The following is a 14446-nucleotide window of genomic DNA, read 5'->3' as shown; positions in this document are numbered from 1 at the left end:
CCGTTCCTGAAATGCTATTCGGCGGCGACGGCCGCGGCCGCCTTGCGCTCGGCGGCCATGTCGGTCAGGGCGCGCCGGTAGTCCTTCGGCATGACCTTCACGAACTGGCCCAGCGACACATCCCAGGTGTCCAGGATGGACTTGGCCCGGGCGCTGCCGGTGTGCAGCAGATGGCGTTCGACCAGGATCTTCAGACGCTCAGCGTCGTGGGTCAGCAGGTCGCCCATGCCCGCGTCGGCGACCGAGGGCGAGCGGCGCTGGGGCCGGCCCTCGTCATCGGCGTTGGCCGCATCGCCTTCCGAGATCTTCTCCAGGTCGACCATGGCCGGGTTGCACAGGGCCGCGAACCGACCCTTCGGGTCGTAGACGTAAGCCACGCCGCCGGACATGCCGGCCGCGAAGTTGCGCCCCGTATCGCCCAGGACGACCACCACGCCGCCGGTCATATATTCGCAGCCGTGGTCGCCAAGACCCTCGACCACCGTCACAGCGCCGGAGTTGCGGACGGCGAAGCGTTCACCGGCCACGCCCTCGATATAGGCCTCGCCGGCGATGGCGCCGTAGAGCACCGTGTTGCCGACGATGATGTTTTCGGTCGGCTCGCGGTTGGCCTCGGGCGGCTGGCGCACGATGACACGGCCGCCAGACAGGCCCTTGCCCACATAGTCGTTGCCGTCGCCGATCAGCTCCAGGGTCACGCCCCGGGCCGTGAAGGCGCCGAAGCTCTGGCCCGCCTGGCCCTTGAAGGTCAGGTGGATGGTGTCCTCAGGCAAGCCGGCGTGGCCATGGGCCCGCGCCACCTCGCCCGAGAGCATCGCGCCCACGGTGCGGTTGATGTTCTTGATGGCGTATTCGCCGCGCACCGGACCCTTGCCGGCGATGGCGTCGGCGGAGTCGGCGATCAGCTTGTTGTCGAGCGCCTTGTCCAGGCCGTGGTCCTGCCGGTCGCGCCAGGACAGGGTCGAGGGGTCGTTCACCGGCACAGCGTGCAGGATCTTCGACAGGTCGACGCCGCCGGCCTTCCAGTGATCGATGGCCGGCTGCATGTCCAGGCGGTCCACCCGGCCGGTCATCTCGGCCACGGTGCGGAAGCCCATGGAGGCCATGATCTCCCGCAGCTCTTCGGCCACGAAGAAGAAGTAGTTGATGACGTGCTCGGGCTGGCCGGTGAAGCGAGCGCGCAGCACCGGGTCCTGGGTCGCCACCCCGACGGGGCAGGTGTTCAGGTGGCACTTACGCATCATGATGCAGCCCGAGGCGATCAGCGGCGCGGTGGCGAAGCCGAACTCGTCGGCGCCCAGGAGGGCGGCGACCGCCACGTCACGGCCGGTGCGCAGGCCGCCGTCGGCCTGGACCGCGATCCGCGTGCGCAGGCCGTTGAGCAGCAGGGTCTGCTGGGTCTCGGCCAGGCCGATTTCCCAGGGCGAGCCCGCATGGGTCAGCGAGGTGAGCGGCGAAGCCCCCGTGCCGCCCTCGAAGCCCGAGATGGTCACATGGTCAGCGCGCGCCTTGGCGACGCCGGCGGCGACGGTGCCCACGCCGACTTCCGAGACCAGCTTCACGGAGATGCGGGCCTTGGGGTTCACGTTCTTCAGGTCGTGGATCAGCTGGGCCAGATCCTCGATCGAATAGATGTCGTGGTGCGGCGGCGGGCTGATCAGGCCCACGCCCGGCGTCGAGTGACGGACACGGGCGATGTTCTTGTCGACCTTGTGGCCGGGCAGCTGGCCGCCCTCCCCGGGCTTGGCGCCCTGGGCCATCTTGATCTGGATGTCGTCGGCGTTGACCAGGTACTCGGCTGTGACGCCGAACCGGCCCGAGGCCACCTGCTTGATGGCTGAGCGCATGGAGTCGCCGTTCGGCATGCGCACGAAACGGTCGGGCTCCTCGCCGCCCTCCCCGGTGTTCGACTTGCCGCCGATCCGGTTCATGGCGATGGCCAGGTTGGTGTGGGCCTCTCGGCTGATCGAGCCGAAGCTCATAGCGCCGGTGGCGAAGCGCTTGACGATCTCGCTGGCCGGTTCGACCTCGTCGAGCGGGATCGCAGTCTCGGCGGTCTTGAAGCGCATCAGGCCGCGGATGGTCAGCAGGCGTTCCGACTGCTCGTTGATGCCGCGGGCGAAGGCCTTGTATTCCTCCGGCAGGTTGCCGCGGACGGCGTGCTGCAGGCGGCCGACCGTTTCCGGGGTCCAGGCGTGGGCCTCGCCGCGCAGGCGGAAGGCGTAGGTCCCGCCCACGTCCAGCATGTCGGCATAGATCGGGTTGTCGCCAAAGGCGTCGCGGTGGCGACGAACGGCTTCTTCCGCCACCTGGTGCAGGCCGACGCCCTCGATGGTGGTCGAGGTGCCGGTGAAGTAGTGGTCGACCAGCTCCGAAGACAGGCCGACGGCGTCGAAGATCTGGGCGCCGCAATAGGACTGGTAGGTCGAGATGCCCATCTTGGACATGACCTTCAGGATGCCCTTGCCGACGGCCTTGATGTAGTTCTTGCGGACGTCATAGGCCGAGATCGACAGCCCGCTGCGCTCGCGGATCTGCTCCAGGGTCTCGAAGGCCAGATAGGGGTTCACGGCTTCGGCGCCATAGCCGGCCAGGACGCAGAAGTGGTGCACTTCGCGGGCTTCGCCGGTCTCGATCACCAGGCCGGTCTGCATGCGCAGGCCCTGGCGGATCAGGTGATGGTGCACAGCCGCGGTGGCCAGGGCCGCCGGGATCGGGATGCGGTCCGGCGAGGTCTCGCGATCCGACAGGATCAGGATGTTCATGTCGGCGAGCACGGCGTCGGTCGCCTGACGGCACAGACGGTCCAGCGCCCATTCCAGGCCCGCGGGGCCTTCCTCGGCCGGCCAGGTGGCGTCGAGGGTGGCGGTGCGGAAGGCGCCGTCGAGCAGCTCGTTGATCGAGCGGATCTTGGCCAGGTCCTCGTTGGTGAGGATCGGCTGGGAGACTTCCAGGCGCTTGTGGGCGCCGGCCTGACGGCCAAGCAGGTTCGGGCGCGGGCCGATCATCGAGACCAGGCTCATGACCAGTTCCTCGCGGATCGGGTCGATGGGCGGGTTCGTGACCTGGGCGAAGTTCTGCTTGAAATACTCGTAGAGCAGCTTCGGGCGCTTGGAGAGCACCGCGATCGGCACGTCGGCGCCCATGGAGCCCACCGGGTCCTCGCCCGTGGACGCCATCGGCTCCAGGAAGAACTGCAGATCTTCCTGGGTGTAGCCGAAGGCCTGCTGGCGATCGAGCAGGCTGGCCGGGGCGTTGGCCGGGGCCTCGGCGGCGGGCACGCCGCCCAGGTCTTCCAGCTTGAACTGGGTGTTGGCCAGCCACTCTTCATAGGGCTCGGCTTCGGCGAGGGAGCGCTTGATCTCCTCGTCCTCGATGATGCGGCCCTCTTCCATGTCGATGAGCAGCATCTTGCCGGGCTGGAGTCGCCACTTGCGCACGATCCGCTCTTCCGGAACCGTCAGCACGCCGACTTCCGAGGCCATGATCACATGGTCCTGGTCGGTGACGACGAAGCGGGCCGGACGCAGGCCGTTGCGGTCCAGGGTCGCGCCGATCTGGCGGCCGTCGGTGAAGGCCACCGCGGCGGGGCCGTCCCACGGCTCCATCAGGGCGGCGTGGTACTCGTAGAAGGCCTTCCGCTTGGGATCCATGAGCGGGTTGCCCGCCCAGGCCTCGGGGATCAGCATCATCACCGCGTGCGCCAGCGGATAGCCGCCGGCCACCAGCAGCTCGAGCGCGTTGTCCAGGCAGGCGGTGTCCGACTGGCCGTGCGGGATCAGCGGCCACATCTTGTTCAGGTCCGGCCCCAGCAGGTCGCTTTCCAGTGAACGCCGGCGGGCGTTCATCCAGTTCACGTTGCCGCGCACGGTGTTGATCTCGCCGTTGTGGGCGATGAACCGGTACGGGTGGGCCAGCTTCCAGGACGGGAAGGTGTTGGTCGAGAAGCGCTGGTGCACGAGGGCGAGCGCGCTCTCGGTCAGCGGGTTGGACAGGTCCTCGTAGAACGAGCCCACCTGGTCGGCCAGCAGCAGGCCCTTATAGACCACCGTGCGGGTTGAGAAGGACGGCAGGTAGAGCTGGGTCAAGCCCGGCAGGTTCTTCTTCACCGCCAGCTCGGCCAGCGGGTTCTGGAGCTGCTTGCGGATGGTCAGCAGCTTCCGCTCGAAGTGGTCCTGGTCCTTGATGTTCGGGCCGCGGCCGACGATGGCCTGGCGGATCACCGGCATCTGGGCCAGCACGGCCTCGCCCAGGCCCTTGGTGTTCACGGGCACGTCGCGCCAGGCGATGAAGCGCTGGCCTTCGACACGCAGGAAGTGCTCGAACTGCTGGACGGCGACGGTGCGCGTCTCCTCGTCCTGCGGCAGGAAGCACATGGCCACGGCGTAGTGGCCGGGCTCGGGCAGGTCGACGCCTTCCTTAGACGCCCAGTCGCGCAGCAGGCCGTCCGGGATCTGAATCAGAATCCCCGCGCCGTCGCCGACCAGCGGGTCCGCGCCCACCGCGCCGCGGTGGTCGAGATTGATCAGAATCTCCAGGCCGCAGGCCACGACTTCATGCGATTTGCGGCCTTTGATATTGGCCACAAACCCCACACCGCACGCATCATGTTCGTTGCGCGGGTCGTAAAGACCTTGCCGTTCCGGAGCTCCCATCAGCATCCCCTCACTTCGTCTTTCACTATGGGCCAGAGCCTGGGTTCCAGGCACGCCGAAAGACGGCCGAGAACCCCGGCCGTCAGACGCCCGTCGAGCGCGCCATTAGCGGCAAGATCGACCCTTGTCGATGGGTCTGAAACTCCGGTTTTGAAAAGTTTTTCTAAGTCGTGACGTCGAGCAACGCTTTGTTGGCCTGCCGCACGTCGTCGCAGCCGGTCAGGATCATGGCCGTGACCAGCTCGCTGCGCAGGGTTCCGAGCATCTTGGCGATCATTTTTTCGCCGCCCGCGCCCAACGCATAGGCCCAGGGGCGACCGATGAAGCAGGCCTTGGCGCCCAGGGCCAGGGCCTTGAGCACGTCCAGGCCCGAGCGCACGCCGCCGTCCATGAACACCTCAAGGTCCCCGCCCACGGCGTCCACGATCCTGGGCAGGGCCGAGATCGACGACTTCACGCCGTCCAACTGGCGGCCGCCGTGGTTGGAGACCACCAGCCCTTGCGCGCCCGCCTTCACCGCCTCGCGGGCGTCGACCGGGTCCAGCACGCCCTTGATGACAATCGGGCCGTCCCAGATCTCGCGCACGAAATCGAGATCCTTCCAGGTGACCGAGCGGTCGAAATTGCGGGCGATCCAACCCAGGAAGTCGTTGACCCGACGCCCCTCCGTGACCGCACTTTGGACATTGCCCAGGGTGTGCGGCTTGCCGTTGACGAAGACGTCCCAGAACCAGTCCAGATGGGTCGCCCCCTGCCAGCCGGTGTTCAACAGGCCGGACAGCCCTGTGGCCCCGCTGAAGCCCGAGCGCACGTCGCGATAGCGCGCGCCCGGCAGGGGCAGGTCGACGGTGAAGACCAGCACCGGGCAACCGGCCGCCTTGGCTCGGCCCAGGAGCTCGCGCATGTAGCCCCGGTCCTTGAGCATATAGAGCTGGAACCAGGGCGCTGTCCCGGTGGCCGCCACCTCCTCCACCGAACAGACGCCGACCGTCGAGAGGCAGAAGGGAACGCCGGCGCTGGCCGCGGCCCGCGCCGCCTGGGTCTCGCCGCGACGACCGTACATGCCGGCCATGCCGACGGGCGCCAGGCCCAGCGGCATGGACAGGGTCTGGCCCAGGGTCTGAACCTCGGTGCTGATCCTGGTCATGTCGCGCATGACCAGCTGGCGCAGCGCGATCGCCTCCAGATCCTCGACGTTCCGCTTCAGCGTCACCTCAGCGTAGGAGCCGCCGTCGATGTACTCGAAGAACATGGGCGGCAGGCGACGGCGCGCCCCTTCGCGATAGTCCGAGACCGACACAGGCTGCATTCGCCCCTCCCCTGTTTGCCCCTTCGTACCGCGTCGCCGGGGATTTACAAAAGTTCTCTTTTTGTTCTAGCGTGACCGCATGCAAGTCAGCCTCGCCCTCCCCTCGCACCTACCCGCCCTGCGGGACCGCCTGCGCGCGCTGCTGGGCCCCCAGGTCGCGCCTGTGCGCCTCGATCCAGTGTCGCAACTGATCCACGCCGTGCTGTCGGCGCGAACCTATGAGGAGGTGAGCTGGGCGGCCTTCATGCGCCTGCGCGCGGCCATGGAGGACTGGACCAGGCTGGCCGAGGCGGACGTCGGCGAGCTGGAGCAGATCATCGATCCGGTGACCTTCGCCGACCGCAAGGCGCGGCAGTTGCCGGTGCTGGTCCGGGTGCTGCTCCTGAAGCGGGGCGGCCTGGATCTCGACGTCCTGGCGCAGGAGCCGGTGTCTGTGGCCATGGCCTGGCTGATGAGCCTGCCAGGCGTGGGCGCCAAGGCCGCGGCGGCGACGCTCAACTTCTCCACCCTGGACCGTCCGGTGCTGGTGGTGGACACCCATGTGGCCCGGGTCGCGCGGCGGCTGGGCCTGGTGGGCCGCGGCGACGCCCAGGAGGCGCATTTGCGGCTGATGTCGCAGGTTCCGGCGACCTGGACGGCTGGGGACCTGCGAGAGCTGCACTGTCTGATGAAAACCCATGGCCAGTCGATCTGCGACCACTTCGACCCGGCCTGCCACCTCTGCGCCCTGAGGCGGGATTGCCCGAGGACCGGCGTCGGCGCCGCCGGCCAGGTCCTGGCTTTCCGGGATCTGCGCGCGACCTGAGCCCGCGGACGCCCTTGACCTGTCGCGCCTGATCGGGGGAAACGGATTTCACTTCGGCGCGGCGCAATCTAGGCTCGCGCCAAACGCCGCCGATGCGGATTCGAGGAGTTATCGATGAGCGACGGGATCGCCCGCCCCTGGGCCCTTATGCGTCACCACGCCGGCTGGGCCGACGTCTTCCTGATCGAGAAGGAGACGGCCGACTCCATCACCGGTGTCTATCCGGACCGCGAGACCGTGGGCCCGCCGGTGAACTACTCCATGCGCGCCGTGCTCGCCCGCTTCGAGACCTTGGAAGGCGCTCGCGCCGCCCGTGAGGGCGCGGTGCTGGAATGGCGCAAGCACGACGCCGCCGTGCGCGACGCCGAGACCGCCCTGCGCGCCGCTGAAAAGGCCCGGGAAGACGCCTGGCTGACCTGCCTGCGCGGCTCCGCCGGCTAAGGACGATTGAGCTCCCGCCGCTTCCAGGCGGCGGGATGTCTCTAGAAGCGGAAGCCCTTGGCGGCCGCATAGGCCACGGCGACGGCGAGCGCCACGCCGACGGCCAGGCTCCAGAGCGGAGCCGACTTCAGAGGAACCACCGCGCTTTCAAAGCGCCGACGGCCGGTGATCATGGCCGCCACCAGGTTCTCGTTCTTCCAGAACCGATAGTAGGCGATGGCCGCCAGGTGCAGGACGATCAGGCCCTGCAGGATGCGGAAGCTCAGCTCATGAGCCTCAGCCATGGCCCGGCCGGTGTCGAAATCGACCAGGTCGGACAACGGCCCGCTCTCGATACCGTCGATGTCCACGGCGAACAGGCCCAGCGTCACCTGCACCGCCAGCACCAGGATCATCAGCACCACGCTCCAGGCGCCCATCGGGTTGTGGCCCGCGATGTCGCTGGAGGTGCGGGCGCCCAGGCCGCGGACATAGGCCAGGGTCGTCTTAGGTCCCTTGAGGAAGCTGGCGAAGCGAGCCGTGGAGCCTCCGGCCACGCCCCACCACAGCCGGAACACCACCAGCCCCAGCACCGCGTAGCCCGACAGCCGGTGCACATCCATCTGCTTCCCGGCGGTCAGCCAAGAGACCAGGATCAGCACCACCAGCGACCAGTGGAAGATGCGGGTCGGAGCGTCCCAGAGGCGGACGGGGCCGGCGGCGGGCTCGCTCATGCTCAGGCCTCAGGACCGCGATAGACCTTGTGGCAGCCGCCGCAGGCGCCGCCCAGGGCCTTGGCCTGGTCCTTGATCGCATCGACATTGCCGGTCTTGGCGACGCTTTCCAGCTTGGCGGCCTCAGCCTCCAGCTTGGCGACCGCGGCCTTGTAGCCGGCGGCGTCCGACCAGATCTCGGCCTTGGCGCGGGTCTTCACGCCGCTCGAGGGACCAGTGCCAGCGGGGAACCACTTGCCCACCTGCTTGGCGTACTGGTTGACGGTCTTGGCGTTGGCCTGCAGCGCCTTTACGTCCGGCGCATCGGCCTTGAGGCCATCGTTCAGGCCCTTGAAGGCCGCGCCCATCTTCTTGAAGCCATCGATGCGGCTGGCGACGACCTTGCCGGCGTCGACCGCGGCGAAGGCCGCGCCGCCGCCCACGGCGAGCCCCAGGACCACGCCCAGCGCGAGGGCGGCCGGACGGTTGCGACGGATGAGGCTCATGGAAACGCTCCTTGGATTCTCTTTGATTGCGAGAGTGCTGGCGCCGCCGCCGTCAGGTCAATCACCGAAGCGCGTCAGGTCAGTGACGGATGCCCCGGCCGGACAGGGCTGTGCGCGCCGTGCGCAGGATGATGCCGATATCCATCCAGATCGAGCGCCGCGCCAGGTACTCAGCGTCCAGGCGGGCCTTCTCGGCGATGGGGATCTCGTCGCGCCCATTGACCTGCGCCCACCCGGTCAGGCCCGGCCGTAGCGTATGAACCCCCGCCGCCGTGCGCAGGGCGACCAGGTCGTCCTGGTTGAACAGGGCGGGCCTGGGCCCCACCAGGCTCATGTCACCGACCAACACGCTCCACAGCTGGGGCAGTTCGTCCAGGCTCGTCCGGCGCAGGCGGCCGCCGAGCGGCGTGATCCAACGTTCCGGGTCCGGCAGCAGATGGGTCGCCACGTCGGGGGCGTCGGTGCGCATGCTGCGGAACTTGGGCATCCGGAAGATGCGGTTATCCCGCCCGACCCGGCGCGACCAGTGCAGGGCCGGACCGGGCGATTCCAACCGCACGGCCAGGCCGATCAGCAGCAGCAGCGGCGACAGGATGAGCAGGCCCAGGCCCGCGCCCCCTATGTCCATCAGCCGCTTCAGCACGCAACCCCTCCCCCGTTCGCGACGGAGAAGTAATGCGCGCCGCCGCGCTTGGCTACGCCTCGGCGGCGGGCTTGGCCTTGGACTTCTTCGGCGCCGCCGGGCCGGGCGCGAGGACCGGCTCGGGCGCCGCTTCCAGCACCGGCTCCGGCGTCGGTTCCGGAGCGGCCTCGACCACCGGCTCAGGGGCGGCCTCAAGCACCGGCTCGGGGGTCAATTCAACGACGGGCTCGGCGACGGCTTCGATCACCGGCTCAGGCGCGGTCTCAACCTGCGGCTCAGGCTGCGCCTCGGACGCGGCCGGCAGCAGGGCCTCGAGGTTGGTCGCCTGGCGCCAGCGGGCCAGCCACCAATAGGCGACGCCGGCCGACGCCATGCCGGCATAGAGGCCCCATAGGGGCGAGGCGACGCCGACCTGGAAGTTCAGGCGCTTGGCGGGATCGGGGGTCTCGAACAGCTTTGACGTCAACATGGACGAACGGGCTCCTGGCAGACGGCTATTGTGCGTCGCAACATAAACCAGCCCGCTAGTTCGCACATGCAAAATCGCGTTACCGGGCCGTCCAGACCTTGGCCACGCCCTTTTGCCCCAAGGTCTGCACAGTCCAGGCGCACAGGCTGTCCAGCACCTGGGCGAAGCCGTCCGGAGCGCGGGCCACCACCAGGGCGCAGCCATTCATCTTCATCGGATCCGTCAAGGGCCGCATGCGCGCCTCGGCCACCAGCAGCGGGCCCGCCCCGGCCTCCTCGGCCTCGCGCAGGAAGCCGTCAAAGGTCTCCAGGTCCTTCAACGGCAGCCAGATCATCACTACGGCGCGCGAATTGCGCCGGGCCACGGCGGCCAGGGTCTGGACGATATTGTCGTAGTCATCGCCGCGCTCGAAGGGCGGGTCGATCAGCACCAGGGCGGGGCCGGAGGCCGGGACCTGGTCGGCGGCGGTCTGGAAGCCGTCGGCGCACAGGGTGCTGACCCCGGCCCGGTCCTTCAGCGCCACCTTGAGCGCGCCGTGCTCCTCGCTGCGCAGCTCGCAGCCCAGATAGGTGTCGCCCGGCCGCAGGGCCTCCGCGGCCAGCAGCGGCGAGCCGGGATAGAGCCGCGCCGTCCCGCCCTTGTTCAGCCGCAGCACCGCCGCCCGCAAGGGCGCGATCGCGGCCGGCAGGCCAGGCGCCTGCATCAGCTTCAACACCCCCTGCTCCGCCTCGCCCGAGCGCTTGGCCTCCGCCCCGCCGAGGTCATAGAGGCCACGGCCGGCGTGGGTGTCGATGATCCTCAGCGGCTCCCGCTCGGCCATCAGGCGCTTGAGCAGGTCCAGCAGGGCGGCGTGCTTGACGAGGTCGGCGAAGTTGCCGGCGTGGAAGGCGTGGCGATAGTTCAAGCGGTGGATCCTTCGGGCCGGGCCAGACGCCGTTTCCCTGCCATGAACCGAGGCTTTTCCAAAGCTTGAGACCATGATCCGAGGCCGCCCGCCACAAGGCGACCTACCCGCGGTCACCTCGCGGAAGCTCCCCGTCCCATACGCAGCAAGGATTTCGGAGGCGTCCAAATTCGAATAATGGGTATGACGGGCTAGGCAGACCGGCCGCTCCGGGCTAACTTAGAGCCAACTATAATCTTTAGGGGGACCCCCATCATGGCCGGCGCAAAGCTACGTTTCGGGGCGTTCATCGCCCCCTTCCATCCCATCGACGAGAACCCGACCCTCGCCCTGCACCGCGACATGGAGCTGGTCGAGTGGCTGGACAAGCTGGGCTACGAGGAGGCCTGGATCGGCGAGCACCATTCCGGCGCCTATGAGCTGATCGCCTCCCCCGAACTGTTCATCGCCGCCGCGGCCGAGCGCACCAAGCACATCAAGCTGGGCACCGGCGTCTCCTCCCTGCCCTATCACCACCCGCTGATGCTGGCCGACCGCATCAACCAGCTCGACCACATGACCCGCGGCCGGGTGATGTTCGGGGTGGGCCCCGGCGCCCTGGTGTCCGACGCCTTCATGATGGGCATCCCGGCCTCCAAGCAGCGGGACCGAATGGACGAGGCCCTGGACGTGCTGGTCCAGCTGCTGAACGGCGAGACCGTCACCTATAAGTGCGAGTGGTTCGAGCTGGCGGAAGCCCGCCTGCAGATGACCCCCTATTCGCGTCCGAGCGTCGAGATCGCGGTGGCCAGCCAGGTCTCGCCGACCGGCGCGCGCGCGGCCGGCAAGCATGGCGCGAGCCTTCTGTCCCTGGGCGCGACCTCCACCGCCGCCTTCAATGCGCTGGCCTCCAACTGGGCCATCGCGGAAGAGCAGGCCAAGACCTACGGCAAGACCATGGACCGTTCGGGCTGGCGCCTGGTCGGGCCGATGCACATCGCCGAGACCAAGGAGCAGGCTTACAAGGACGTCCGCTACGGCCTTGAAAAGTGGGCCTATTACTTCAGCGAGATCGCCAACCTGCCGGTGATCCCGGCCGGCGACGGCGATCCCATCGACCGGATGGTCGAAAGCGGCATGGCCGTGATCGGCACCCCGGACGACGCCGCCGCCCGCATCGAGCAGCTGATGGAGCAGTCGGGCGGCTTCGGCGCCTTCCTGTTCATGGCCCACAACTGGGCGGACTTCGCGGCCACCAAGAAGTCCTACGAGCTGTTCGCCCGCCACGTGGCCCCGCGCTTCCAGGGCCTGAACGAGAACCGCGTCGCCTCGATCGACTGGGTGAAGCGCAACAAGGCTGAGTTCACCGGCCAGATGCAGGCCGCCGTCGGCGCCCGGATCGTCCAGCACATGGTCGAAAAAGGCACGGACAATATCCGCCCCGAACTGGTCGAGATGATCACCGGCCAGGCTCCTAAGGCGGAGTGACTCAAGTTCCCTCTCCCCTCGGGGAGGGGGTCAGGGTGAGGGGGCCCGCCACGCGAACGCGCCTCACCTGGGCTTGATACGCCGAGCCCGCTTGACCGCCGTTCCCCTCACTCCAGCCCTCTCCCCGCCTGCGGGGAGAGGGAGCGTGTTTACCCGTTCAGCGCGCCCATCATGGCGTCGGGATAGCGCTGGCCGGCGTCCAGGTCCGGCGGGAAGGCCGCGTCGATCTCGGCGAGCTCCGCGGCGCTGAGCGCCACGTTCACGGCCCCGGCGTTGTCTTCCAGATATTTCCGCCGCCGCGTCCCCGGGATCGGGACGATGTGCGGGTTGCGCGCCATCACCCAGGCCAGGGCCAGCTGGGACGGCGTCACTCCCTTGGCCTCGGCCAGGGCGCGGACCTTGTCGACCAGGCCCAGATTCCGGGCGAAGGCCTCGCCCTGGAAACGCGGATTGCCACGCCGCCAGTCGCCCTCTTCGAAATCGTCCGGACTGCGGATCTCGCCGGTGAGGAAGCCGCGGCCCAGGGGGCTGTAGGGCACGAACCCAACCCCCAGCCGCTCGCAGGCCTCCAGAACGCCGGCCTCCGGGTCACGGGTCCACAAGGAGTATTCGCTCTGGACGGCGGTGATCTGGTGGACCTTGCAGGCCCGCTCCAGGGTCTGGGGCGAGACCTCAGAGAGGCCCAGATGGCGGACCTTGCCGGCCTTCACCAGCTTGGCCATGGCCTCGACCGTCTCTTCGATGGGGCGGCCCGGTTGGGCGCGGTGCAGATAGAAGAGATCGATGGCCTCGACCCCCAGCCGCTGCAGGCTGGCGTCGCAAGCCTGCTCCACATAGGCCGGATCGCCGTTCACGCCCGCCCGGGTGATCCCGAACTTGGTGGCCAGGAACACGGCGTCGCGACGGCCCTTCAGGAAGCCGCCGATCAGCTGCTCGTTGTGGCCCATGCCGTAGACGTCGGCCGTGTCCCAGAAGGTCACGCCGAGGTCCAGGGCGCGCCCCAGGGTGGCCAGGGCCTCGGCCTCGTCCAGGGTCTGACCATAGACCGGGCTCATGGTCATGCAGCCCAGACCGATCGCCGAGACCTCCGGCCCCGCCTTGCCCAATTTGCGACGTTCCATGTGCGCCTCCCGACGAAATGACCAATTTGATGATTTCGGTCAGTTTGGACAGGCCTGACTTGAAGTCAAGCCGGCAGGCTGCAATCAAGGGGCATGGTTCAGGCGCGTACCGAGCGGGACAAGGCGGAAGCGATCGTCGCGGCGGGTGAGAAACTGTTCTCCCGCTTCGGCTACAGGCGCACCTCGATGGACGACATCGCCCGCGAGGCCGGCGTCGCCAAGGGCACGCTCTATCTCTACTTCGATGGCAAGGCGGCGGTGTTCCGCGCCATGCAGACCCGGAACCTTGAGGAGGTGAACCGTCGCTGCACGGCGGTGGAGGCCCAGGGCCTTGGGTTTCACGAGGCCTTGGCGGGGCTGCTGGAGGCCAACTACGGCTGGATGCACGAACGCTATGGCGCGTCCGAGCATCTGGTCGAACTGGGCGTCACGCGCATGACTGTGGGGGCGGACATCGCCAGCGCGGCGGACGCGACCTATGCGGCGCGGCTGACCGCGCTGTGCAATCTGGCGCTGGATCGTGGCGAGATCACCCTGGCCCGGTTCGGGCACGACGCCGATGCCTTGATCGCGTCTGTCCTGGAGGCCGCCAGGGGCGCCAAGTCCGAAGCGGGCGAACCGGTCCCGGCGACGCGCTATCGCCAGAGCCTGATGCGGATCGCAGCCCTCGCGGCGGCGGCCGTGACGCTCACGTCCGCGCGCTGAGGCGGCGCGGGGCCAGCCTGAGGGACGGCTCATAGATGCAGATCAAAGCCGCCCCGTGGCGAGCATAGGTCGCGCGCGACAACTTCGCCTTGGTAGACGCCATGCCCCCGCTGCCCTCCCTTTGGAAGCCAGCGGGGGACGCGTGATGAAGATGACGGGATGGGCCGGATTGGTGGCCGTGGCGGCGCTTTGGGCGGCGCCGGCTTCGGCCGAGGTGCGAGGCTTGTCGGTCACGCTCCAGGAGCTGGACGCCTACTGCCCGACGCAGTGGTCCGCAGTAGAGCGGGGCGTTGACCTGGACCTCGCCAAGGCTGACGCCAGAGTTCCGGGCCACCACGAGGAGTTCCGCGCCCTCATGGTGGACTTCGGGCCGGGGCTCATGGCCCCCTACAAGTCAGGGCTCGCCCAAGGGGGCGGCAAGCTGATCACCCCTGCGGATGAGACAAACGCCCTGGCGCAAGTCGGAGAGAATTTTGACGAGCTGATCGCCGTCGAGGTTGCTGAAGACCGGGCGGGCAAGGTGCGCGCCCCCAATATGATGCGGGCCTTGAAGGTCTACGCCCAATGCGTCTTTACGACCTATTTCGAGCAGTCGCGGGCGGCGTCGGCGCGGCTTGAGCCCCGTCCGGCCCCGCCGGCGCCCCCGCCCGCGTCCGCGCCGAGCAGCTTGGCGCAACAGGCATCCGCCCCTGCGCCGATGACGCCGCCCCGGCCTGCGCCGTCGAGCCC

Annotated in this window: 12 protein-coding genes and 1 pseudogene; 5 read left to right on the top strand and 8 right to left on the bottom strand. The window is 68.5% G+C overall.

Translation table 11 applies throughout. The features are described from left to right. Positions 1-14: 14 nt before the first annotated feature. Together gltB and ACFQ27_RS03050 are read right to left on the bottom strand one after the other, a co-directional pair. Positions 15-4655 (bottom strand): glutamate synthase large subunit, encoded by a 4641-nt coding sequence (gene gltB / locus ACFQ27_RS03055; protein WP_377352411.1) that lies wholly within the window; start codon positions 4653-4655, stop codon positions 15-17. 163 nt (positions 4656-4818) lie between these two features. Beyond that, a complete protein-coding gene (locus ACFQ27_RS03050) occupies positions 4819-5964 on the bottom strand; it encodes an L-lactate dehydrogenase (protein ID WP_374346378.1) in 1146 nt (381 codons plus the stop codon). Positions 5965-6043: 79 nt separating this feature from the next. Between ACFQ27_RS03050 and ACFQ27_RS03045 the strand changes: the two genes are divergently transcribed. Together ACFQ27_RS03045 and ACFQ27_RS03040 are read left to right on the top strand one after the other, a co-directional pair. Further along, the gene (locus ACFQ27_RS03045; protein ID WP_377352408.1) at positions 6044-6769 is read left to right on the top strand and encodes an endonuclease III domain-containing protein; all 726 of its coding nucleotides are present in this window, start codon (positions 6044-6046) and stop codon (positions 6767-6769) included. A 114-nt stretch (positions 6770-6883) separates the two neighbouring features. After that, positions 6884-7210 carry a hypothetical protein gene (locus ACFQ27_RS03040; protein WP_374346380.1) on the top strand — a complete coding sequence of 109 codons (327 nt, stop codon included), beginning with the start codon at positions 6884-6886 and terminating at the stop codon, positions 7208-7210. A gap of 41 nt (positions 7211-7251) precedes the next feature. Here ACFQ27_RS03040 and ACFQ27_RS03035 read toward each other — a convergent pair whose 3' ends face one another. The 5 genes from ACFQ27_RS03035 to rlmJ form a co-directional block, all read right to left on the bottom strand. After that, positions 7252-7923 carry a cytochrome b/b6 domain-containing protein gene (locus tag ACFQ27_RS03035; protein ID WP_377352405.1) on the bottom strand — a complete coding sequence of 224 codons (672 nt, stop codon included), beginning with the start codon at positions 7921-7923 and terminating at the stop codon, positions 7252-7254. Positions 7924-7925: 2 nt separating this feature from the next. Then, entirely contained in the window at positions 7926-8408 is a 483-nt protein-coding gene (locus ACFQ27_RS03030) for a c-type cytochrome (RefSeq protein ID WP_374346382.1), read from the bottom strand. A gap of 79 nt (positions 8409-8487) precedes the next feature. Further along, positions 8488-9051 (bottom strand): sugar transferase, encoded by a 564-nt coding sequence (locus ACFQ27_RS03025; protein WP_449304994.1) that lies wholly within the window; start codon positions 9049-9051, stop codon positions 8488-8490. A 52-nt stretch (positions 9052-9103) separates the two neighbouring features. Continuing rightward, positions 9104-9520 (bottom strand): hypothetical protein, encoded by a 417-nt coding sequence (locus ACFQ27_RS03020; RefSeq protein WP_377352404.1) that lies wholly within the window; start codon positions 9518-9520, stop codon positions 9104-9106. Between the two features lie 79 nt (positions 9521-9599). Next, complete coding sequence (gene rlmJ / locus ACFQ27_RS03015) at positions 9600-10424, bottom strand: 23S rRNA (adenine(2030)-N(6))-methyltransferase RlmJ (protein ID WP_377352402.1); 825 nt, start codon at positions 10422-10424, stop codon at positions 9600-9602. A 255-nt stretch (positions 10425-10679) separates the two neighbouring features. Between rlmJ and ACFQ27_RS03010 the strand changes: the two genes are divergently transcribed. Further along, positions 10680-11891: an LLM class flavin-dependent oxidoreductase gene (locus ACFQ27_RS03010; protein WP_374346385.1), complete on the top strand. Its 1212-nt coding sequence runs from the start codon at positions 10680-10682 to the stop codon at positions 11889-11891. Between the two features lie 149 nt (positions 11892-12040). Here ACFQ27_RS03010 and ACFQ27_RS03005 read toward each other — a convergent pair whose 3' ends face one another. After that, positions 12041-13012 carry an aldo/keto reductase gene (locus ACFQ27_RS03005; RefSeq protein WP_377352400.1) on the bottom strand — a complete coding sequence of 324 codons (972 nt, stop codon included), beginning with the start codon at positions 13010-13012 and terminating at the stop codon, positions 12041-12043. Positions 13013-13105: 93 nt separating this feature from the next. On the opposite strand from ACFQ27_RS03005, the gene ACFQ27_RS03000 reads away from it, so the two are divergent. Then, positions 13106-13717, top strand: a complete 612-nt coding sequence (locus ACFQ27_RS03000; protein WP_377352398.1) for a TetR/AcrR family transcriptional regulator — start codon at positions 13106-13108, stop codon at positions 13715-13717. Between the two features lie 145 nt (positions 13718-13862). Further along, positions 13863-14446 (top strand): annotated as a pseudogene (locus ACFQ27_RS02995) (hypothetical protein); the annotation flags it as partial.

Source organism: Phenylobacterium conjunctum, from assembly GCF_042679085.1.
In the GTDB taxonomy this organism is placed as follows: Bacteria; Pseudomonadota; Alphaproteobacteria; order Caulobacterales; family Caulobacteraceae; genus Phenylobacterium; species Phenylobacterium conjunctum.
The sequence above is the reverse complement of the archived record's forward strand: the minus strand, read 5'-3'. Positions and strand labels throughout refer to the sequence as shown.

What these genes read in the sequence shown, in the direction of transcription:
- ACFQ27_RS03010 (WP_374346385.1), top strand. Translation starts at nt 10,680, where the DNA reads ATGGCCGGCGCAAAGCTACGTTTCGGGGCGTTCATCGCCCCCTTCCAT.
- ACFQ27_RS03000 (WP_377352398.1), top strand. Translation starts at nt 13,106, where the DNA reads ATGGTTCAGGCGCGTACCGAGCGGGACAAGGCGGAAGCGATCGTCGCG.
- gltB (WP_377352411.1), bottom strand. Translation starts at nt 4,655, where the DNA reads ATGGGAGCTCCGGAACGGCAAGGTCTTTACGACCCGCGCAACGAACAT.
- ACFQ27_RS03005 (WP_377352400.1), bottom strand. Translation starts at nt 13,012, where the DNA reads ATGGAACGTCGCAAATTGGGCAAGGCGGGGCCGGAGGTCTCGGCGATC.
- ACFQ27_RS03050 (WP_374346378.1), bottom strand. Translation starts at nt 5,964, where the DNA reads ATGCAGCCTGTGTCGGTCTCGGACTATCGCGAAGGGGCGCGCCGTCGC.
- ACFQ27_RS03030 (WP_374346382.1), bottom strand. Translation starts at nt 8,408, where the DNA reads ATGAGCCTCATCCGTCGCAACCGTCCGGCCGCCCTCGCGCTGGGCGTG.
- ACFQ27_RS03020 (WP_377352404.1), bottom strand. Translation starts at nt 9,520, where the DNA reads ATGTTGACGTCAAAGCTGTTCGAGACCCCCGATCCCGCCAAGCGCCTG.
- ACFQ27_RS03040 (WP_374346380.1), top strand. Translation starts at nt 6,884, where the DNA reads ATGAGCGACGGGATCGCCCGCCCCTGGGCCCTTATGCGTCACCACGCC.
- ACFQ27_RS03045 (WP_377352408.1), top strand. Translation starts at nt 6,044, where the DNA reads ATGCAAGTCAGCCTCGCCCTCCCCTCGCACCTACCCGCCCTGCGGGAC.
- ACFQ27_RS03035 (WP_377352405.1), bottom strand. Translation starts at nt 7,923, where the DNA reads ATGAGCGAGCCCGCCGCCGGCCCCGTCCGCCTCTGGGACGCTCCGACC.